Annotated in this window: 19 protein-coding genes and 2 riboswitches; of the genes, 7 read left to right on the forward strand and 12 right to left on the reverse strand. The window is 67.4% G+C overall.

Annotation, left to right across the window (positions count from 1 at the left end; genetic code table 11):
* Positions 1-18: 18 nt before the first annotated feature.
* Positions 19-1,494, reverse strand: coding sequence for a cardiolipin synthase (cls, locus tag DMB86_RS01250; protein WP_418202338.1), 1,476 nt, complete (start codon positions 1,492-1,494; stop codon positions 19-21).
* A gap of 226 nt (positions 1,495-1,720) precedes the next feature.
* Between cls and DMB86_RS01255 the strand changes: the two genes are divergently transcribed.
* The 4 genes from DMB86_RS01255 to DMB86_RS01270 all read left to right on the forward strand — a co-directional run bounded on the left by DMB86_RS01255 (position 1,721) and on the right by DMB86_RS01270 (position 4,918).
* Entirely contained in the window at positions 1,721-2,638 is a 918-nt protein-coding gene (locus DMB86_RS01255) for an aminodeoxychorismate lyase (protein WP_113716213.1), read from the forward strand.
* 154 nt (positions 2,639-2,792) lie between these two features.
* Positions 2,793-2,916: riboswitch (SAM riboswitch) on the forward strand.
* A gap of 83 nt (positions 2,917-2,999) precedes the next feature.
* Positions 3,000-3,260 carry a DUF1737 domain-containing protein gene (locus DMB86_RS01260; protein ID WP_113716214.1) on the forward strand — a complete coding sequence of 87 codons (261 nt, stop codon included), beginning with the start codon at positions 3,000-3,002 and terminating at the stop codon, positions 3,258-3,260.
* The gene (locus DMB86_RS01265) at positions 3,257-3,649 is read left to right on the forward strand and encodes a rhodanese-like domain-containing protein (RefSeq protein ID WP_113716215.1); all 393 of its coding nucleotides are present in this window, start codon (positions 3,257-3,259) and stop codon (positions 3,647-3,649) included. The genes DMB86_RS01260 and DMB86_RS01265 overlap by 4 nt, the downstream gene beginning before the upstream one ends.
* A gap of 57 nt (positions 3,650-3,706) precedes the next feature.
* Positions 3,707-4,918, forward strand: a complete 1,212-nt coding sequence (locus DMB86_RS01270; protein ID WP_113716216.1) for an O-succinylhomoserine sulfhydrylase — start codon at positions 3,707-3,709, stop codon at positions 4,916-4,918.
* A 200-nt stretch (positions 4,919-5,118) separates the two neighbouring features.
* Here DMB86_RS01270 and DMB86_RS01275 read toward each other — a convergent pair whose 3' ends face one another.
* The 4 genes from DMB86_RS01275 to DMB86_RS01290 form a co-directional block, all read right to left on the reverse strand.
* On the reverse strand, positions 5,119-6,651 hold the full coding sequence (locus tag DMB86_RS01275) for a UDP-N-acetylglucosamine 1-carboxyvinyltransferase (RefSeq protein ID WP_113716217.1): 1,533 nt from the start codon (positions 6,649-6,651) through the stop codon (positions 5,119-5,121).
* Positions 6,652-6,891: 240 nt separating this feature from the next.
* Positions 6,892-7,689 carry an energy-coupling factor transporter transmembrane component T family protein gene (locus DMB86_RS01280; protein WP_113716218.1) on the reverse strand — a complete coding sequence of 266 codons (798 nt, stop codon included), beginning with the start codon at positions 7,687-7,689 and terminating at the stop codon, positions 6,892-6,894.
* Positions 7,686-9,257 (reverse strand): ABC transporter ATP-binding protein, encoded by a 1,572-nt coding sequence (locus DMB86_RS01285; RefSeq protein WP_113716219.1) that lies wholly within the window; start codon positions 9,255-9,257, stop codon positions 7,686-7,688. The genes DMB86_RS01280 and DMB86_RS01285 overlap by 4 nt, the downstream gene beginning before the upstream one ends.
* Positions 9,258-9,259: 2 nt before the next feature.
* On the reverse strand, positions 9,260-9,886 hold the full coding sequence (locus DMB86_RS01290) for an ECF transporter S component (RefSeq protein ID WP_113716220.1): 627 nt from the start codon (positions 9,884-9,886) through the stop codon (positions 9,260-9,262).
* 44 nt (positions 9,887-9,930) lie between these two features.
* Positions 9,931-10,052, reverse strand: a riboswitch (TPP riboswitch).
* 127 nt (positions 10,053-10,179) lie between these two features.
* On the opposite strand from DMB86_RS01290, the gene DMB86_RS01295 reads away from it, so the two are divergent.
* Positions 10,180-10,440, forward strand: coding sequence for a DUF4235 domain-containing protein (locus DMB86_RS01295; protein ID WP_113716221.1), 261 nt, complete (start codon positions 10,180-10,182; stop codon positions 10,438-10,440).
* On the opposite strand, the gene mnhG is transcribed toward DMB86_RS01295, so the two are convergent.
* The 6 genes from mnhG to DMB86_RS01325 form a co-directional block, all read right to left on the reverse strand.
* The gene (gene mnhG / locus DMB86_RS01300; RefSeq protein WP_113719245.1) at positions 10,437-10,799 is read right to left on the reverse strand and encodes a monovalent cation/H(+) antiporter subunit G; all 363 of its coding nucleotides are present in this window, start codon (positions 10,797-10,799) and stop codon (positions 10,437-10,439) included. The genes DMB86_RS01295 and mnhG overlap by 4 nt on opposite strands.
* A gap of 2 nt (positions 10,800-10,801) precedes the next feature.
* A complete protein-coding gene (locus DMB86_RS01305) occupies positions 10,802-11,068 on the reverse strand; it encodes a monovalent cation/H+ antiporter complex subunit F (RefSeq protein ID WP_113719246.1) in 267 nt (88 codons plus the stop codon).
* 64 nt (positions 11,069-11,132) lie between these two features.
* On the reverse strand, positions 11,133-11,699 hold the full coding sequence (locus DMB86_RS01310; RefSeq protein ID WP_113716222.1) for a Na+/H+ antiporter subunit E: 567 nt from the start codon (positions 11,697-11,699) through the stop codon (positions 11,133-11,135).
* A gap of 8 nt (positions 11,700-11,707) precedes the next feature.
* Positions 11,708-13,351 (reverse strand): Na+/H+ antiporter subunit D, encoded by a 1,644-nt coding sequence (locus DMB86_RS01315; protein ID WP_113716223.1) that lies wholly within the window; start codon positions 13,349-13,351, stop codon positions 11,708-11,710.
* Positions 13,348-13,905, reverse strand: coding sequence for a Na(+)/H(+) antiporter subunit C (locus DMB86_RS01320; protein ID WP_113716224.1), 558 nt, complete (start codon positions 13,903-13,905; stop codon positions 13,348-13,350). The genes DMB86_RS01315 and DMB86_RS01320 overlap by 4 nt, the downstream gene beginning before the upstream one ends.
* Complete coding sequence (locus tag DMB86_RS01325) at positions 13,902-16,898, reverse strand: Na+/H+ antiporter subunit A (protein ID WP_113716225.1); 2,997 nt, start codon at positions 16,896-16,898, stop codon at positions 13,902-13,904. Before DMB86_RS01325 ends, DMB86_RS01320 begins: the two co-directional genes overlap by 4 nt.
* A 200-nt stretch (positions 16,899-17,098) precedes the next feature.
* Between DMB86_RS01325 and DMB86_RS01330 the strand changes: the two genes are divergently transcribed.
* On the forward strand, positions 17,099-18,427 hold the full coding sequence (locus tag DMB86_RS01330) for an MFS transporter (protein WP_227878526.1): 1,329 nt from the start codon (positions 17,099-17,101) through the stop codon (positions 18,425-18,427).
* A gap of 107 nt (positions 18,428-18,534) precedes the next feature.
* Here the strand turns inward: DMB86_RS01330 and dcd are convergent, their stop codons facing one another.
* Positions 18,535-19,110, reverse strand: a complete 576-nt coding sequence (gene dcd / locus DMB86_RS01335; RefSeq protein WP_113716227.1) for a dCTP deaminase — start codon at positions 19,108-19,110, stop codon at positions 18,535-18,537.
* Between the two features lie 151 nt (positions 19,111-19,261).
* Here dcd and DMB86_RS01340 point away from each other — a divergent pair, with 151 nt between their 5' ends.
* Positions 19,262-19,747: a cation:proton antiporter regulatory subunit gene (locus tag DMB86_RS01340; protein WP_113716228.1), complete on the forward strand. Its 486-nt coding sequence runs from the start codon at positions 19,262-19,264 to the stop codon at positions 19,745-19,747.
* The last annotated feature ends 1 nt before the right edge of the window (position 19,748 follow it).

Here is a 19,748-nt window from a genome sequence, read left to right on the forward strand (position 1 = left end):
CGGCAGGAGCGGCGGAACCTATTGCAGCGTGGCCGTCAGGCGGGCCACGTTGTCCACGTAGCGGGCCAGCATGGGCCGGGCGACCCAGTCGTGCAGGTGAAGTTCGCGGGACACCTTCCGGTACTGTTCCTCCACGGCATGCATCGCCTGCACCACGTCCTGGTCGATCATCATGACGGACACTTCCAGGTTCAGGGAGAAGCTGCGCATGTCCATGTTGGAGGAGCCGATCACGGCCACGTCCGCATCGACCGTGAAGTGCTTGGCGTGCAGCACCAGCGGCTTGGGGTAGAGGAAGATCTTCACGCCTGCCTTCATCAGTGCCTCGTAGTAGGAGCGCTGGGCGTGGTGGACCAGGAACTGGTCACCCTTCTCCGAGACAAACAGTTCCACGCGCACCCCGCGCTGGGCCGCCGTCGTGATCGCATAGAGCAGGGAGTCGTCGGGAACGAAGTACGGGCTGGAGATGGTGATGCGTTCCTCCGCCGAATACAGCAGGGTGTTGAACAGCCGCAGGTTGTTTTCCGTGACAAATCCGGGTCCGCTGGGCACCACCTGGCAGAGCACGCCGCCGTCGAACGAGTCCCAGTGGTGGGTGGCGAGCTGGGACTCCAGGTTTTCCTCGGTCTCGCTGGACCAGTCCGTGGCGAACATGACATTGAGCGTGCCCACAATCGGCCCCTCGAGCCGCGCCATGAGCTCAACCCATTTGCGCCCCACCTTGGCGTTGGCCTTCCTGCGGTAGGACGGCTCAATCACGTTTTGCGAGCCGGTGAAGCCGACGCGGCCGTCCACCACCAGGATCTTGCGGTGGTTGCGCAGGTCCGGGCGGCGCCACTGGCCCTTGACAGGCAGCAGCGGCAGCATGCGGCGCCACTGGATTTCGCTGGCCTTCAGCCTCCGGATCATGCCCCGGTAGCCGGGCACCCGCAGCGAACCGATGTGGTCAAAGAGCACCCGGACCCTGACGCCGCGTGCGGCCGCGGCCTCGAGTTCGTGAAACAGCCGGTCGGTGGAGGCGTCGGAACTCATGATGTAAAATTCGGCATTGACGTATTCCCGGGCCTCGTTGACGGCCACGGCCATGGCGTCCAGCGACTCCTGGTAGCCCTTGACCAGTTCCACCGAATTGGCGCCGAGGGCCGGAAAAAAGCCCAGGTTCCGGTTCAGCTCCACGGCCTGGTTGATCCAGGACGGACCGTCGTACGGAGTCACCTGCCCGGCGATCTCCCGTGTTCCTTCAACGACGCGGCGGTTGACGGCCTCCTGCATTTCCCGGCGGCGGCGCGACAGCCGGAAGTTGCCGAACATAAGGAACAGGATCAGGCCAATGTACGGCAGAAAGAAGATGCACAGCAGCCAGGCCATGGCAGTGGTGGGGCGGCGGTTGCCGGGAATGATGCCGAGCACGGCAATGCGGATGCACATGTCCGCCAGCAGCAGCAGGGCCGAGAGCCATGCGGGTCCGTTGGGCAGGCTGAACGCTGTCCAGATCAAGCGGTGCCTCCTCAGGTGGCGCCATGTGCGCGTCAAGTGACCTTACTTAGCCTACCGGCTGGCATGGCCAACGCCGGGGGCGGAAAATTCACCGTTGCCCCGGACAAACGCAGACGGATCGCCGGGCCTGACGGGCATTGCCCGCTCCTTCACCTTCGACCGGTACCGGTGGCGCCGCGCTAGACCCGACGGACGCCCAAAGCACGGGCACTAAGCTCGATCCATGACTGTTTTGGTGTTTTTGGACCCCGCACACCCGTCCGGCCGCCTCGTCGACGCCGGCGTTCCGGCCCTCCTGGCCACCGACCAGGGCGTCACCCGCGGCGACGGCATTTTTGAAACCCTGCTGGCCGTCAACGGCGAACCCCGCAAGGTGCAGGCCCACCTGCACCGGCTGGCCACCTCCGCACAGTCGATGGGGCTGGAGGTCCCCGAAGCCGCCGTCTGGCTACGGGCCATCGCGACGGCGGTCGCGGCCTTCTCCGAGGCCTCTCCCCAGGTCCCGGACGAGCACGGCAACACCAACGTTGTCATCAAGCTCATCGCCACCCGCGGGCCCGAGGGCGCGGACACCCCCACCGCCTGGGTGCAGGCCACCGCCGTTTCCCCGGCACTGGCCGAACAGCGCGCCCGGGGCCTGGACGTGATCCTGCTGGACCGCGGCTATGACAGCACCGTGGCGCACCGGGCGCCGTGGCTGCTGCTGGGGGCCAAGACGCTTTCCTACGCCGTTAACATGGCGGCCCTGCGCCACGCCCACGCCCAGGGCGCGGATGACGTGATCTTCACCAGCAGCGACGGACACGTGCTGGAGGGGCCGACGTCGTCCGTCCTCCTGGCCCACGTGACGGACGACGGCGGCGCTCCCGTCAAGCGGCTCATCACCCCCAACCTGGACAGCGGCATTTTGCCCGGCACCACCCAGGGCGCCCTGTTTGCCGCGGCGAGGGAAGCCGGCTGGGAGCTGGGCTACGGCCCCCTGGTGCCGGCGGACCTGCTGGACGCCGATGCCGTCTGGCTCGTGTCCAGCATCAGGCTGCTCGCGCCGGTCAACAGCATCGATGGCACGGAGATTGGCGCCTCGGACGTCCGCGCGCGGCTGACTGCCGAACTCAGCGCGCTGCTGGCCCGCACGCCCTAGGCTACAGGCGCACGGCCGGGCGGAGGGGGCGGGCGCACGGCCGGGCGGACGGGGCTGCCCCTGCCGGCCGTCCTTTTGCTGGAAAAGTCATGCAGCGCCACATTTCCCCGGCCCCATGGGCCGTGCCCGCCAGCCATGTGTTACTTTTCTTGTGAGTAACGAGTGCCAGCGCCAAGCCCTGACTTGCTGGACGGCAACCCTCTGTGTCGGCGGGGTGCCTCAGGTGACTACTCGGCAAACCCTGCCAAACCAACGGCTGCGGCTTGCAAGCGCGAACTGCCCCGCGGTGTGCCGGTTGCCACGGCCCCTCCACCGCCCGGTACCCGCTTGCAGCGGCCGCCGCCTGCACTGAGGAGTACACATGAGCGTTGAAGAAGCCCCGCTGCCCTACCGGCTGATCACCGGCCCGGACGACAGCTCGTTTTGTGAGCGGATCTCCGCCGCGCTGGCGGAAGGCTACATCCTGCACGGCGGCCCCGCCGTGACGTTCAACGGCACGTCCGTGATCTGTGCCCAGGCCGTCATCCTCCCGCACGCCGTGGCCTCCTCGGACGCCGCCGTCGCCCACGCCGTCTCACGGCTGGAAGACCCCGAAGAGTTCGACGGCGAGGGCATCGCGTGAGCTACGCCGGCGATGTGGCGCCCGCCCAGGCCTGGGCCAAGGTGGCCGCCGGCGCCGTTTTGGTGGACGTGCGCACCGACGGCGAATGGGCCCACATTGGCGTGCCGGACGTCTCCGCCCTGGACGCGGAGGCCGTCTTCATCCAGTGGAACCTTGCCTCGGGCGAGCCGAACCCTGCCTTTGTGTCCGAGCTGCGGGCAGCCGTGCCCACCGACCGGGAACTGGTGGTGCTGTGCCGTTCCGGAGCCCGGTCCGTTGCCGCCGCGCAGGCCGCCACTGCCGCCGGATACACGGCGTTCAATGTGCTCGAGGGCTTTGAGGGCGTGCCCGACGGCTACGGCGACCGCGTCGTCAACGGCTGGAAGAACCGCAGCCTGCCCTGGAAGTAGGCACGTCCCACGCCGGTGACCCCGGCACCACCTGCCAAAGCTAAGGAACACACGCACTTGAGTAACTTTAACGACCACGCCGCCAGCTGGGCGGAAGACACCCAGGCGGTCCGCGGCGGGCTGGACCGGACCAACTTCCAGGAGACCTCCGAGGCCCTCTTCCTGAACTCCGGCTTCGTCTACGAATCCGCCGAGCACGCCGAGCAGTCGTTCACCGGCGAGGTGGACCGCTTCGTGTATTCGCGCTACGGCAACCCGTCCGTGGCCACGTTCCAGGAGCGGCTGCGCCTGCTTGAGGGCAAGGAGGCGTGCTTTGCGACGGCGTCCGGCATGTCCGCCGTCTTCACGGCCCTGGGTGCCCTGCTGGGGGCCGGTGACCGCGTGGTGGCCTCGCGCTCCCTGTTTGGCTCCTGCTTTGTGATCCTGAACGAGCTGCTCCCCCGCTGGGGCGTGGAGACCGTGTTTGTGGACGGACCGGACCTGGACCAGTGGCGGTCGGCTTTGTCCGTGCCGACCACCGCCGTGTTCTTTGAGTCGCCGTCGAACCCGATGCAGGAAATTGTGGACATCGCCGCCGTCTGCGAACTGGCCCACGCCGCCGGCGCCAAAGTGGTCGCGGACAACGTCTTCGCCACGCCCCTGCTCCAGCGCTGCGGCGACTTTGGCGCGGACATCGTGGTGTACTCGGGCACCAAGCACATTGACGGGCAGGGCCGCGTGTTGGGCGGCGCCATCCTGGGCACCAAGGAGTTCATTGACGGGCCCGTGAAGAACCTGATGCGGCACACCGGCCCGGCACTGTCCGCGTTCAACGCGTGGGTGCTGACCAAGGGGCTGGAAACCATGGGCCTGCGCGTGAATGCGTCGTGCGCCAGCGCCCTGGCCCTGGGCGAGTTCCTGGAGGCGCAGCCTCAGATCAGTTGGGTCAAGTACCCGTTGCTGCCATCGCACCCCCAATATGACCTGGCCAGGAAGCAGATGAAGGCCGGCGGCACCGTGCTGACGTTCGAACTGGCCGAACCGGTCTCCGGCACCCGGAAGGACGCCGCGTTTAAGCTGCTGAACGCCCTCGCGATCATCGACATCTCCAACAACCTGGGCGACACCAAGTCGCTGATCACGCACCCGGCCACCACCACGCACCGGGCCATGGGGCCCGAGGGCCGTGCCGCCATCGGCCTGTCCGACGGCGTCCTGCGCCTCTCCGTGGGCCTGGAGGATCTGGGCGACCTGAAGAAGGACCTGGAACAGGCGCTCGCCGCCATCTGAAACGCGGGCCGTTGAGGTTGGAGATCACCACCGATCGGGCCGTTGAGGTTGGAGATCACCACCGATCCGGCCGTTGAGGTTGGAGATCACGACGCCTCTGAGGGACGAAGAGGCGTCGTGATCTCCAACCTCAACGGGTACGACGGCGGCCGGTGACCTTTCGACTCAAAAGGTCACCGTCCGCCGTCGTACTTTGGGACTTAGTCCTGGAAGTACTCGATCTCGGCGCCGACGGTGTTCAGCCGCTCGGCCAGGTCTTCGTAGCCGCGCTCGATGACGTAGATGTTGCGCAGCTCGCTGGTTCCCTTGGCGGCCAGCATGGCCAGCAGGATGCAGGCGGCGGGGCGCAGGGCCGGCGGGCAGCCGATCTCCGCGGCCCGCCACGCAGTCGGGCCCTTGATGTCAATGCGGTGCGGGTCCAGCAGTCGCACCCCGGCGCCGAGGCGGTTCAGCTCCGTGAGGTAGATGGCGCGGTTCTCGTACACCCAGTCGTGGATGAGCGTGGTGCCCTCCGCGCAGGAGGCGATCACCGCGAAGAACGGCAGGTTGTCAATGTTCAGCCCGGGGAAGGGCATGGGGTGGATCTTGTCCGGTGCCGCATGCAGTTCGGAGGGCAGGGTGGTGATGTCCACCAGGCGGGTCTTGCCGTTGCGGGCCGTGTACTCGGCGGACTTGAGGTAGTGGAAGCCCATCTGCTCCAGGACCTTCAGCTCGATCTCCATGAACTCGATGGGCACGCGCGTGACGGTGACTTCCGACTTGGTCACAATGCCCGCCGTGATCAGGCTCATCGCCTCGATGGGGTCCTCGGAGGGGGCGTATTCAATGTCCACGTCAATGCGGGACCTGCCGCGGATGGTCAGCGTGGTGGAGCCGATCCCCTCGACCTGCACGCCCAGTTCCTGCAGGTAAAAGCAGAGGTCCTGGACCATGTAGTTGGGGCTGGCGTTGCGGATCACGGTCGTGCCCTCGCGGTGCGTGGCGGCCATGATGGCGTTCTCCGTGACCGTGTCCCCGCGCTCGGTCAGCACAAAGGTGCGGTCCTTGCCGTCGCTGACGGGCGCCTGCACCTGGTAGAAGCCGTTGTGCGCCGTGACGGCCAGGCCGAACTCGCGCAGGGCCTGCATGTGCGGCTCCACGGTGCGGGTGCCGAGGTCGCAACCGCCGGCGTAGGGGATGCGGTAGACGTCCTCCTGGTCGAGCAGGGGACCCAGCAGCATGATGACGGAGCGGGTGCGCTTCGCGGCTTCAACGTCCATGGCGGCCAGGTCCAGCACCGCAGGGCGGCGGATCTGGAGGTCGTTGGCGTTGAGCCACCGGCATTCGACGCCGATGCTGGTCAGGAGTTCAACGATCCTGTTGACCTCTTCAATGCGGGCCAGACGGCGCAGCGTGGTGGTGCCGCGGTTGATCAGGCTGGCGCACAGCAGGGCCACGCCGGCGTTCTTGCTGGAGTTGACCTCCACGCTGCCCGAGAGTTCGCGGCCGCCGTGCACACGCAGGTGGGTCACCACGTTCTTGGGCGAACCACCGACGTTGACAATGCGCTTGCCCAGCAGGGATTCCATGCGCTGGATCATCTTCAGGCTCAGGTTTTGCTTGCCCTGTTCCATGCGCGCCACCGCGCTCTGGCTGGTCCCCAATTGCGCCGCGAGCTCCAGCTGGGTCCAGCCCCTGTCATTGCGCGCGTCCCGGACCATTACACCAACGGTTTCTGCAGCCACTTGAGTCATTAAACTTTTATATCATGGGAAGCATATTGCGCTGGCATTATGTGACTTTCATCCAAATGAGGGCACGTTTTCCGGGCTGCTAATCATCCCGTGCGATAAACCGTGCTTGGCGGCGGGCCCCGGGACACACCAAGGCTACTCCTGTCGCTCCACCCTCCCCGCCGAGGCAGCCGGTCCGCGCTGAAACCTGCCGGAATATTCCGTGGTCTCGGCGCCTTCCCGCTACCTCGGCGGAAGGACCTAACGCAGCGGAGGGTTCCACGTGCCAAGCACGACGGCGGCACCCACCGCCGCGGCGGCGATCACCAGTCCCCCGCCCGCCACCCAGGCGTCGCGGCGGCTGAACGTGGACTCCCGGGCCCACGTGCGGTGCCCCGCACCGAACCCCTTGGCCTCCATGGTCACGGCCAGCCGCGACGCACGGCGGATGGCCTGGACCAACAACGCCATCGCCTGCCCCAGCGAAGCCTTGAGTCCGCTGAAGAACCCGGGTTCCCCGCCGACGCCGCGGGCCCGTCGGGCCATGCCCAGAGTCTGCCACTCCGCCACGAGCAACCCCACCAGGCGCATGGCTGCAAGTGCTCCCAACACAAAACGGTGCGGCAGGCGCAGCTTTTGTGCCAGCGCGTCGGCCAGGTCTGTCGGATCGGTGCTGGCCAGAACGATGACGCCGGGTAGGGCGATGGCCAGACCACGCAGGGCGATGGCCACGCCGGACTCCACCGAGCCGGTGGTGAAGGTCAGCGGCCCGGCTGCGAGCAGCAGTTCTCCCGTCTTCGGGGCAAGCAGGGCCGTGCCGTAGCCGCCTACCGCCGCGGCAAACACGATGGGCCAGCCGCGCCGCAACAGCATGCCCGCGCCCAAACCGGCCAACGGCAGCACGGCACACTCGAGCGCCAGGGCCACCGTGGCGGAAACCCAGTCGACACTCACCAGCAGAACGACGGTGATGGCCATTCCGGCTCCAAGCTTGGCGAGCGGATTCGCCCCCGCCAGCCATGCGCGCGACCGGGGCCGGGCCAGGACGTCCACGCTCATCGCCGCACCGCCTTCTTGGCCGTGGCGGAGGCGTGGTTATCTCCAACCTCAACAGGGCCGGCATCCCCTGCGGAGGCGCCGAGGACCAGCCGGTCCCCGCCCAGCACCTGGGTGAACGCGGCGTCGTGCGTCACGGAGACCACCGCCGTGCCGGCGTCCAGCAGTTCGGTCAGCAGCGAGGCCAATTCGGCCCAGGTGTTCGCGTCCTGGCCAAAGGTCGGTTCGTCCAGGACCAGCACCTGCGGGCTTGCGGCCAGCACCGTCGCCACGGACAGCCTGCGTTTTTCGCCGCCCGAGAGGGTAAACGGGTTGGCGTCGGCCACGTGGCCGAGCCGGAGCCGTTCCAGCAGCTCCTCCACGCCGTCCGCGCCGTGCCCGAGCAGCCTTGGCGCAAACAGGAGTTCATCCCGCACGCTGCCGGTCACAAATTGGTGTTCCGGCTCCTGGAAGACGGTGCCGATCCTGCTGATCAACTCCCGTCCGCGCCATTTCAGCGGCGCGGGGCCCGCCCCGCGGGACAGCGCCTCCGCCGCCTCCAACCGTCCGCCCGCGGCGGGCAGCAGCCCTGCCAGCGTCAGGGCAAGCGTGGACTTCCCGGCCCCGTTGGGCCCCGTCACATTCAGCGCCTGCCCGGCGCGAATCCGCACGGAAGGCACGACGGCGGCTGGCACGGCAGGGTGCCCTCGCCGTCCCCTGACGCGGGACACCGCCAGGTCTCCGGCCTCCAGCAACAGCCGGGGGCCGGCGTCGGCCGTGGGGATGGCGGTACGGGGACGGACGGCGGGCACGCGCCCGGGGACCCACACGCCGGCGGCCGACAACATCTCTGCCGCCTGGCCCAGGACCGTGGCGGGCGGCCCGTCCAGCAGCACGCCGCCGGGCTCCCCCGCGGCTTCGGTGGCCAGCACCACTATCCGGTCCACCACGTCCAGCCAGACGGAGACCCGGTGTTCGACCACCACCAGGGTGGCGCCGGTTTCATCCAGGCTGTTGCGGACGGCATCACGCACGTCCACGACGCCGGCCGGGTCCAGATTGGCGGTGGGTTCGTCCAGCAGCAGCAGGCCGGGACGCATGGCGAGCATGCCGGCCAGACCCAGGCGCTGCTTCTGCCCGCCGGACAGGGCTGAACTGGGGTGGTCCAACGGCAGCGTCAGGCCCACGGACTCCAGCGCGGCAGGGACGCGGCGCCAGATCTCCTCCCGCGGCACGGACAGGTTTTCGGCGCCGAAGGCTACGTCGTCGCCGATCCGGGAGAGCACCACCTGGGAATCCGGGTCCTGCTGCATGAGACCCGTCCGGCCCCGGGCCTGCGCCACGGGGGCGCCGTCAATGAGCAGGGAGCCAAACTCGTCGGCACCCTCGTCGACGCCAAGAACGCCCGCCAGGGCGTGGAGCAGCGTGGACTTCCCGGCGCCCGAAGGCCCCAGCAGCAGCACCCGCTCCCCCGGCGCGATTTCCAGGTCCAGGTCGTGGATGGCCTTGGCGGCGCGGCCCGAATGCTGCCAGCCCCACCCCCGGGCGCTGATCCGCGCCGGGGCAACGGCACCCCGGTCGGCAACACGCACGGCTACACCACCGGTTCGGTGGCGGCGCCGCGGGACGGGAGGTTGCCCAGGGCCCCGGTGCGGGCGAGGCCGCGCACGGCCAGCCAGGACAGCAGGCCGGCAATGACGGCGCCGGAGACGGCGCCGAGCACGATGTAGACGAGCTTCCAGACCGGCGCCCACGTCACGTAGGAGACCAGGGTGTCGTTCAGGCCCATGGCCACCCCGGCCAGCGCGCCTGCCAACAGGGCCGCGGGCAGCCTAAAGCGGCGGTACCGGAACACGGCGAATGCGGCTTCCGAGCCGATGCCCTGGACCAGGCCCGAGAAGATCACGGTCAGGCCGAAGGAGTTGCCCAGCAGCGCCTCGACAATGGCCGCCACCAGCTCGCAGTAGAGCGCGGCGCCGGGCTTGCGGATCACCAGGGCGCCAATGACTCCCGCGATCAGCCAGCCCCCGCCGTACAACCCGCCCAGAGGTGGGAAGGCGACGGTCAGGGCGGCGATGAAGCCGTAACCGGCGGACCACAGCCAGAAAATCACGCCCACGGCCACGGAAAGGACGGAAGCCACCACGATGTCCACCACGCGCCACGTGGATTTAGGTGCTGTCCGGGGATTGGCGGAATTGCCCGCGACTGACTTGCTCATGTTTCCTCCTTTGCAGGAGGGGCGGTGCGGCGGTCTTTCCGCGCACCGAAGAGAACTCGACTCCCTTCGCCGGTACTAGCCGGAGCAGGTTCGAGGGTCTGCGGCGAACCGCACTCTCAGCGCCTTGTTCCATGGTATGGAACGGGACGCTCCCCTGTCGTGTTGAATTGCGCCTTCAGTCTACCCGCGCCGCCGCACCGCGGCGAATGCCGTTACGGGCTCCCGCTGACCGGTTAGGCTGGCAGGGAACCTTCGCATCGCATCGGGACCACCGCACTTCAAGGAGCGTTTTTGTGAATATCGTGTTCAAGCTGCTCAGCACCGGGGTGAGCCTGGGAGCTGGATTTGTTGCCAGCAAGATCGTGGACACCGCCTGGGAGAAAAGCACCGGACGCAAGCCGCCGAAGGACGGTGCCGACCTCGAAAACAGCATGCGCTCGGCCCTTGCCTTCGCCCTGGTGTCCTCCGCCGTCGCCGCCATCATCCAGGTCGTGACCAGCCGCACCACGCAGAAGGCCATCGCCCGCTTCCAGCAGCACCCGGACGAGGTCTAGGCCTCGTCGCGGTCCTCCACGACCGCCGCCACCACGTCGTGGAGCTCGTCCGTGCTGAGCAGCTCCGGACGGCGGTGCTTGGTGCGGTACCCAGCGCGGCCCACCATGTGGGCGGACACCGGCACGGTGAGCAGCTGGAACAGCCACGCCACCAGCAGCAGGGGAACCAGCGACCAGGCGCGCAGCTGCAGCCCAACCGCCGCCAGCATGAGGAACAGCCCCAGCACCTGCGGCTTCGTGGCGGCGTGCATGCGGCTCATCAGATCCGGAAACCGCAGGAGCCCGATGGCCGCGGCCAGGCTCATCAGCGCCCCGCCCAGCAGGCAAATGGCCGTCAGGACGTCCAGCAGGGCATCCATGATCACGCCTCCTCCTTTCTGTGCGCCACAAATCTGGCCACCGTGACGGAACCGATGAACCCGATCACGCTGATCACCACCAGCAGCGCCAGGTTGTCTGTATGCCGGGTCAACGCCATTTCCATCGCCAGGGCGGCACCAAAAATCGCCAACAGCACATCCGCCGCAATCACGCGGTCCAGTAGGGAAGGCCCCGCCGCGATGCGGTAAATGGTCCCGGCCGCGGCCAGGGCAAGCACGACGGCGGCAATCACCACGACAATTTCCAAGCCTGTCACTGCGCCTCCTTGGGCGGTGTCGTCGGGAGGGAGCGGCTGGGGCTGATCCCGAACCTCAACGGCCGGACCCGTCGTGATCTCGAACCTCAGCGGCAAGTGCTGCCAGTTCCTCGCGGCTGCCCATGAGGCGGATCAGCCGGGCCTCGATGTCCTGGATCCCGGCACGGACCCTTTCCACGCTTTCCGGGGTTGGTGTGTTCATGGCGTGAACGTACAGGGTGGACGTGCCACGGTCCACCTCCACCACCAAGGAGCCCGGGATCAGCGACAACACGTGGCCCACGGCCGTCATGATCAGGTCCGAGCGGCTGCGCAGCGGCACGGCGATGACGGCATTGCGGATGCGCGGACCCTTCGCCACCGCCCAGTACAGGACCTGGAAGCTGGCGACGCTGACCTCCTTGAGGAACCACAACCCGAACGCCAGCGCCCGCGGCAGGTTGAACCGGCCGCTGAGTTCGACGGGAGGCAGGTAGAACGCGTAGGACACGGCCAATGCGATCAGCAGGCCAAAGACCAGGTTGCCCGGGCTGAAGTCCTGCCACAGGGCACCCCACACCACCACCAGCCAGATCAGCAGCGGCAGCCTGTGCCAGCGGCTGGGCCGTGTCGCCGTGCCCATGGGGCGGCTCATGGCTGCCCCGCCCCGGTGCCCAGCACGGCCTCGATGTACGGCGTGCGGGCCAGCATGCCGTCGGCGGCCTGCTGGCTCAGCTCAAACAGCGGGCCGGCAAACACGCTCAAGGCAACACCGAGCGCCACCAGCCCCATCGTGGAATAGACCATCATCCTGGGCAGGATCGGGATCTCGTTCTCGCCGGAAAAGCGTCCCTCCGTGGCGTCCACGTGCTTGCTGCTGCGCAGTGCACGCATGCTTTCGGCACCCGACGCGTCCGGGGCCGTGGCCAGCAGCACCGGGTCGGGATCCTCGGCGTCGGCCGGGCTGCGCCAAAACACGCGGTTCCACACGCGCGCCATGACCAGCAGGGTCAGCAGGCTGGCCACCACCCCGCCCACCACCAGCGTGTAGGCCAGCGGCGAACCGTCCGCCACGCCTGCCTCCAGCAGCCCCAGCTTGCCCAGGAAACCGGAGAACGGCGGGATGCCGGAGAGGTTCATGGCGGGGATGAAATACAGCACCGCCAGGATCGGGGACAGCTTCGCCAGCCCGCCCAGCCGCGCGATGGCCGATGTCCCGCCGCGCCGTTCCACCAGCCCGGTGACCATGAACAGGCTGGTCTGGATGGTGATGTGGTGGATGACGTAGAAGATGGTGGCGGCCAGGCCCGCCACGGAGGACAGTGCGACGCCGAAGATCATGTACCCGATGTGGCTCACCAGCGTGAAGGAAAGCATGCGCTTGATGTCCGTTTGCGCCAGCGCGCCAAGGATGCCCACCAGCATCGTCAGCAGCGCCACCCCCAACAAGACCGCGCCGAAATGGTCTGCGTTCGAATTTCCAGCGGGAAACAGCAGCGTCTGCGTGCGGATGATGGCGTACACGCCCACCTTGGTCAGCAGCCCCGCAAAGACGGCAGTGACCGGGGCGGGGGCCGTCGGGTAGGAGTCGGGCAGCCAAAACGACAGCGGAAAGACGGCGGCCTTGATGCCGAAGGCCACCAGCAGCATGGCGTGCAGCAGGTGCTGCGTGCCAGGGTCCAGTGCGCCGAGATTCACGGCCAGGTCAGCCAGCGTCACGGTACCGGTGGCCCCGTAGATCATGGCGATGGCGATGAGGAACAGCAGTGAGGACACCACGCTGACCACCACGTACGTGATGCCTGCCCGGATGCGTGATCCCGTCCCGCCCAGCGTCATCAGCACGTAGCTGGCGGTCAGCAGGATCTCAAAACCCACATACAGGTTAAACAGGTCCCCGGCCAGGAATGCATTGGACACGCCGGCGACCAGGATCAGGTAGGTGGGGTGGAAGACGGACACCGGACCGCTTTCCTCACCGTCGGCCGCGCCCTGTCCGGCCGCATACACCAGCACCGCCAGGCTGACGGCGGAGGAAATCACCAGCAGCAGCGAGGAAAACTGGTCCGCCACCATGACAATGCCAAACGGCGGCGCCCAGCCGCCCAGCGGCACCGCCATGGGCCCGCCGGTCCAGACGAAGGCCAGCACCACCACCTCAAGTCCCAGCGTGAGCGCCAGCGTGGCGATGCTGGCACGGCGCTGGGCGCGGGGCCGCCGGATGAGCATGAACGCCAGGGCTGCGCCCAGCAGGGGAAGCGCGACAGCGAGCGGCGCCAGGGATGCCACGCTCATGCGTTGTCCTCCCCGGGGCCTCCGGGGCCGGCCTTGCGGTCGGGCCCAGGGCCCAAGGTGCGGTGGCCGTGGGCGGCGTGTGCGGCCTTTTTCCAGGTCACTTCCGGGATCATCTCGCGGCTGGCTGCGGGTTGGTCGTTTTCGTGGAAGTCGGAGATTTCAACCGCAATTTCGGAGTCCTCCTCGGCGTCGAAGAGGTCCTGCGCGGCCACCTTGCGGTCCTCCCTGTCGTCCTGGATGTGGTCGGCCCGGCTGAGCATCCACGAGCGATAGATCAAGCTGAGCATGAACGCCGTCACGGCGAAGGAAATCACAATGGACGTGAGAATGAAGGCCTGCGGGAGCGGATCATTGTATTCCGTTGCCGGGATATTCTTGGTGAAGACCGGTGCCAGGCCGGCATAGCCGCCGGTGGCCAGCAGCAGCAGGTTGGCGGCATTCGCCAGGAGCATCAGCCCCAGCAGCACGCGGGTCAGGCTGCGTTCCAGCAGCAGGTAGATGCCTATGGCAAACAGCACGCCCATCACCAGCAGCAATGTCAGGTTGACGCTCACCGGCCCACCTCCAGCGGTTCGTCGTCTTCGATCAACGTGAGGGCGCCCAGGCCGTCCTCCTCGTGCTGGTCGATTTCGGACCCGAGGCTGCGCAGCACGTCCATCACCAGCCCCACCACCACCAGGTACACCCCGATGTCAAAAATGGTGGAGGTGACAAACTTGACGTGGCCAAACACGGGCAGGTCAAAGGCGAAGATGGCGCTTTGGAAGACCTGCCCCCCAAAGAACAGCGGGGCCATGCCGCTCAGCGCAGCGGCCGCCAGGCCCAGGCCCAGCATGGTTCCGGCGGAGAGACGGCTCGCCTCGGCCAATTCAAATCGTCCGCCGGCGAGGTAGCGGATGGTCAGTGCCAGCCCCGCCACCAGTCCCCCGGCGAAGCCGCCGCCGGTGCCGTTGTGGCCGGCCAGCAGCAGGTAGATGGACAGCACGATGATGCTGTGGAAGACCAGCCTGGTGACCACCTCGATGATGATGGACCGCCGCTCCGGGGCCAGCGTCCGGCCGGCCACCAGCCACGGGTTGGTGGCCGGCACCACGGCAAATCGCCTGGCCAGTTCGACGGCGGGACCGGAGAACAGGTCGGCCCCGCCCAGGCGGCCAATGCTGCCGGTGGCCACCGTTTCGGCACGGGCCAGGCGCTGACCGCGTCCGCGCACGAAGATCAGGCTCGCCACACCCGTGGCGGCAATGGCAAGGACGGAGATCTCCCCGAACGTGTCCCAGGCGCGGATGTCCACGAGGGTCACATTGACCACGTTGATCCCGCCGCCGCCCTCATACGCCAGTTTCGGCAGCTCGAGGCTGACGGGCGTGGCGATGCGTGATCCCATGGCCACGACTGCCACCAGCACCATGACAGCGCCAAACGCGGTCCCGAGCACCATGCGCACCACCCGGTGCTCGCCGGCGCCGCGTTCCCGCAGGCCGGACGGAAGGGAGCGCAGCGCCAGCACGAAGGCGACCAGGACGATGGTCTCCACGAGCATCTGAGTCAGCGCCAGGTCGGGGGCTCCCTGCAGGGCAAAAATCAACGCGAGGCCGTAGCCGGTAACGGAAACCATCAACACCGCCATGAAGCGCTTGTTGGCACGGGCCGCGGCCACGGCCCCCACCACGATGGCCAGGCCCGCAAAGACCTGGAAGGGCGATCCGGGGTCCAGGAAGTATTTTTGCGTCGTCCAGCTCGGTCCCGTCACGACGAGGACGGCGCCGATGGACGCGATGGCGGTGGCCAGGATGACGGACAGGTAAAAGAACAGCGAACCGCGCTGGGTGCGGCCGGTGACCCAGATGGCCACCAGGTCCAGTCCCACGACGGACTGGCGGTATCCGCGCTCGAAGTCCAGCCCCGGCGGCAGCCTGTCCTGCAGCGTCTCAAAACTGCCCCGCAGCAGAAACAGGAGCGCGCCGCCAACCACGACCACGGCGCTCAGGACCAGCGGCAGCGTGACGCCGTGCCACAAGGCCAGATGCAGCCCATGCGGGCCGTCCGCCGGAAACTGGGCGCTGTAGGGCGCAATCCACGTATCCACGGCCTGCGGAATCAGTCCGTAGGCCACCGTCAGGGCGCTGAGCAGGGCGGGCGCGCCCAGGAACAGCCAGCCGACGGGCTTGAACGCCGTGGCCTCGACCACGCCGGTGCCGGAGGGCTTGCGGGCAAAGCCGCCCCACATGAAGCGGGCGCTGTAGGCGAACGTCAGGATGGAACCCAGCACCATGACGGCCAGCACGGCCACGCCGAGGAGGTAGCCGGAGGGTCCGTAGCGGGCGTTGGCCTCGAACGCCGCAAACACCGACTCCTTGGCCACGAAACCGGCCAGTGGCGGCAGGCCGGCCATGGAGGCCGCGCCGATGAGCGCCACCACGCCCAGTGCCGGGGCGGAGCGAAACACACCGGAGAGCTCGCGGATGTCCCGGGTGCCGGACTGGTGGTCAATGATGCCCACCACCAGGAACAAGGTGGCCTTGAACAGCCCATGTCCGAGCACCATCGCCATGCCGGCCAGGGCGGCTTCCCGGCTGCCAAGCCCCACCACTGTCATGATGAAGCCCAGCTGGCTTACCGTGCCATAGGCCAGAATGAGCTTAAGGTCGTGCTGCCGCAGGGCCCGCCAGCCGCCCAGCAGCATGGTGGCAAGGCCCAGCACCGTGATGACGACCTGCCAGTACTCGGTGCCGGAAAAGCCCGGCGCCAGGCGCGCCACCAGGTAAATGCCCGCCTTCACCATGGCGGCCGCATGCAGGTAAGCGCTGACCGGAGTGGGCGCGGCCATGGCGCCAGGCAGCCAGAAATGAAAGGGCAGCAGGGCCGACTTGGTCACGGCGCCCACCAAAATCAGGGCGACGCCGACGTCGACCACCGTCCCGGGGACGCCTGCCGCTGCCACCAGTGCGGGAGCCTTGGCCAGCACGCCGGAGATGCTGTACGTGCCGGCGCTTTCCCCCACCATGATCAACCCCACCAGCATGGCCAGTCCGCCGAAGGTGGTGACGATGAGGGCCTGGAGCCCCGCCCGGCGGGCCGCGATGCGGGTGCCCGCGTAACCGATGAGCAGGTAGGACAGAACCGTGGTCAGTTCCCAGAAGACGTAGAGCAGGATCAGGTTGTCGGCCGTGACGAGGCCAAACATTGCCCCTGCGAAAGCCAGCAGCTGGGCGCCGAATCCGCCCAGTCCGGCGTCGGCCGACCTGAAATAGCGGGCGCAGTAGGCCAGGACCAGCGCGCCAACGCCGAGGACCAGGAGGGACATCAGCCAGGACAGCTCATCCATGCGGAAGGTGAGGTTCAGTCCAAGGCTGGGGACCCAAGCAAGGTCGAGGGTGGGGTTCGAGGCGGAATCCGAGTAGACGCTGCCGTATTGGGCCAGCAGCCAGGCGAAGCTGGCGGCCGGAACGGCCGCCAGCGCGTAAAACGCGGCCCGGCCCCAGCGGGAAAAGAAAAGCGGCGCGAAAATTGCCACGATGAAATGTGCACAAAGGACAATCAGCAAGGTGGCTCCGCGGGGTTCGGGGCAGGACGAGCGACACGCAGGAGAATCGACGGTTCCCGTTCCTGATCACCCTACCAAGGCGGGCGGCGTCCCCCGCGGCGGCGCACGCCGATGGTCCGCCGTTGTGACGGCAATCATGCCCTCATGTCGGATTGTTAACCTGCACCCCTCGGATGCTTCGTGGCTATAGCATGTGCCCTATGACAGAGTTCACATCGGCCGCCGTCCCTCCCGCGTCCATGGCCAGGACGCCGGGCACCAGGTGGCAGATTGTCGCGTGGTCCGCGTGGGACTGGGGCGGGGCGGCCTTCAACTCCGTCATGACCACGTTCATTTTCACGGCCCTGTACCTCACCGGAGACGCGTTTGGCGGAGCCAACCATGCCTCGGCCGTGCTGGGGCTGACGACGGCGCTGGGTGGGGTGGCGATTGCGCTGCTCGCGCCCGTCACGGGCCAGCGCACCGACCACAGTGGGAGGCGCAAGCTGTGGCTGGGGGTGAACACCTTGATTGTGGCCTTGTTGACGGGTGCGTGCTTCTTTGTGCAGCCGCACGAGTCTTACTTGTTGCTGGGCTGCCTCTTGATTGCCGCCGGACACGTGTTTTTTGAGATTGCCGGCGTCAACTACAACGCCATGCTGCTGCAGATCTCCACGCGGTCCTCGATTGGCAAAATCAGCGGCTTTGGCTGGGCGGCCGGCTATCTGGGGGGCATCGTGGCCCTGCTGCTGGTCTACTTTGGGCTGATCAAGCCCGACGTCGGCGTCTTCGGCATCACGAGCGCCGACGGCATGACGTACCGGGCCGTCGCGGTGTTCTCGGCCCTGTGGATCATCATCTTCGCCATCCCTGTCATGTTTGCCATCCCCGAGTCCCCGCGTAATCCAAACATGCCCAGGATCGGCTTTTTCCAGGCCTACCGGGAACTGTGGCACACGATCAAAAGGCTCGCGCGCACCTCGCGCCACACCCTGTTCTTCCTAGTCGCCAGCGCCGTCTTTCGCGACGGGCTGGCGGCAGTCTTCACCTTTGGCGCCGTCATCGCCGTCGGCTCCTTCGGCTTTAAGACCGGTGACGTGCTCATCTTTGCCATCGCCGGCAACGTGGTGGCTGCCGTCGGCGCCATGTCCGCAGGTTTCCTGGACGACAAGGTTGGGCCAAAGGCCGTCATCGTCACGTCGCTGGCGGGACTGGTGGTCTGCGGCGGAGCGCTGTTCTTCCTTCACGGCAAGGGCGCCTTCTGGATTTTTGGGCTGATGCTGACCTTGTTTGTGGGTCCGGCGCAGTCTTCGGCCCGCACGTTCATCGGGCGGCTGGCCCCCGCCGGGCAGGAGGGTGAGCTGTTTGGCCTGTACGCGACCACCGGTCGGGCCGTGTCGTTCCTGGCGCCGGCCATGTTCTACCTCTTCATCACCATGTTCGGCACGCAGCGCTGGGGCATCCTCGGGATCGTCCTGGTGCTGGCGCTTGGCCTTGCGCTGCTGCTGCCGGTCCACCGGCCCGAATTCCACACGGCCGCCAAGCGTTGAGGTTCGAGATAATCCCCACGCCCTCCCACCACTCGCAAGCTCGCGGCGGGTCCCTCGGGCGCGTGGGCCCACCAAGGGCGTGGGGATGATCTCATCTGGAGGAGAGGCTAGACGCTGGTGCGGTGGAAGTTCATGTGGGACCGCGATGCCGTGGGGCCCCGCTGGCCCTGGTAGCGGTTGCCATACTGGCCGCTGCCGTACGGGTGCTCGGCCGGCGAGGATAGCTGGAAGAAGCACAGCTGCCCGATCTTCATCCCGGGCCACAGCTTGATGGGCAGCGTCGCCACGTTGGAGAGCTCCAGGGTGATGTGGCCGGAAAAGCCGGGGTCGATGAACCCTGCCGTGGAGTGGGTCAGCAGGCCCAGTCGTCCCAGGGACGACTTCCCTTCCAGGCGGGCGGCGACGTCGTCCGGCAGCGTGACCGTCTCATAGGTGGAAGCCAGCGCAAACTCTCCGGGGTGCAGGATGAAGGCCTCATCGGGGTCGACCTCGACCAGGCGGGTCAGCTCGGGCTGTTCCTCCGCCGGGTCGATGTGCGCGTACCGGTGGTTGTCGAAGAGGCGGAAGTACCTGTCTATGCGCACGTCCACGCTGGAAGGCTGCACCATGGACGGTTCGTAGGGGTCCAGGACAATCCGGTCGGCGTCGATGAGGGCTCGGATGTCGCGGTCTGAGATCAGCACCCTCTAAAAATAGCGCATGCCGCCCTCTCTGCCGGCGCACCGGACGAAATAGAGGCGCCCGGCCGAAAAACGGCCGCCCGGACTAAACTCCGCCCCGCGGGCGTTAACGCAGGACGAAAATTGGCAATCCATGACGACTAAGGTAAGAGGCATGAATATTGAAGAGACCCCTCTTCCAGGCATCGGCGTCCGCAGGGAACTGCGGCTCGCCACGGGCCGCAGGGTGGGGGTCGTGACCCACCGCGATGGTCACACTGAACTGATACTTTCACGCGTGGACGACCCCGACGCCTGCGCCGCGTCCATCCCGCTCAGCGCGGAGGAAGCATCCGCCCTGGGTACCCTCCTGGGCTCTGCCCAACTCATCGCCCAGCTTTCGGCCGAACAAAAGGACGTTGCGGGCATCACCACGCACCAGATCCTGATCCGGCCGGGCTCCGCGTACGCGGGGCGCCCATTGGGGGACACGCAGATGCGCACCCTGACCGGAACCTCCATCGTGGCGCTGCTGCGCGGCGACGAGGTCATTGGATCCCCGCGCCCGGATCAGGTCCTGGAGGTCGGGGACCTGGTGGTCATTGTCGGCACGGAGACGGGCCTGGCGGAAGCGGCCCGCATCCTGCAGTCCAGATTGTAGG

The organism is Arthrobacter dokdonellae (genome assembly GCF_003268655.1).
Lineage (GTDB): Bacteria > Actinomycetota > Actinomycetes > Actinomycetales > Micrococcaceae > Specibacter > Specibacter dokdonellae.